Below are 819 nucleotides of genomic sequence, written 5' to 3'. Positions count from 1 at the left end.
CACCCCCGCGGCCGTGATTTCCTTCCGGTCTCGCTGCGGCTCGCCCCGCTTGCGGGGAAAGCCGCTGGCTGATATTGCCGGCAAGCCAATGGTGCAGCACGTTTACGAACGCGCCCTGCAAGTAGCCAATGCTCATGTGGTGGTGATCGCCACTGACGACGAACGCGTTGCAAAAGCGGTGCGGGCGTTCGGTGGGGAATGCGTCATGACCTCGCCGGATCACCCCTCCGGCACCGACCGCCTGGCCGAAGTCATGGTTCAGATCGATGCGGACATCTACATCAACCTGCAAGGTGATGAACCGCTGGTGCGTCCAGCAGACATCGAGGCCCTGGCTGCGGGCATGCTCGCTGATGCGAGCGTGAAGGTCGGCACTTTGTGCCACCCGATCGAAGCGCACGAAGCCGGCAACCCCAACACCGTGAAAGTGGTCCTGGCCAATAACGGTAATGCGTTGTACTTCAGCCGCTCGCCGATTCCCTACCCACGGGACGGCGAAGTCGCTCATTACCTCAAGCATGTGGGTGTCTACGGCTATCGTCGCGATGTCCTGGCCGACTACAGCAGCCTGCCACAGCCGATGCTGGAGCATGCGGAGAAGCTGGAGCAACTGAGGCTGATGGCCGCGGGTTACTGCATTCGGGCGTACCAGGTCGAACCAACCGGCCCGGGTGTAGATACACCTGAGTGCCTTGAGCAAGTGCGGGCGCTGATGAGTGGTCAGGACCCTGCCCCACGGCCCACCCTCAACGACGTTCGCCTGGTGATCACCGATGTAGATGGCGTGCTCACCGACGGCGGCATCTATTACGACGCCAC

Annotated in this window: 1 protein-coding gene; it reads left to right on the top strand. The window is 62.3% G+C overall.

Translation table 11 applies throughout. The annotated features are described in order from the left end of the window. Positions 1–13: 13 nt before the first annotated feature. A partial coding sequence (gene kdsB / locus PG5_RS32260; protein WP_081648208.1) for a 3-deoxy-manno-octulosonate cytidylyltransferase occupies positions 14–819 on the top strand: 806 nt, incomplete at its 3' end.

Source organism: Pseudomonas sp. G5(2012) (assembly GCF_000408945.1).
Taxonomy (GTDB): Bacteria; Pseudomonadota; Gammaproteobacteria; order Pseudomonadales; family Pseudomonadaceae; genus Aquipseudomonas; species Aquipseudomonas umsongensis.
This window is presented reverse-complemented; position numbering and strand designations above follow the sequence as displayed.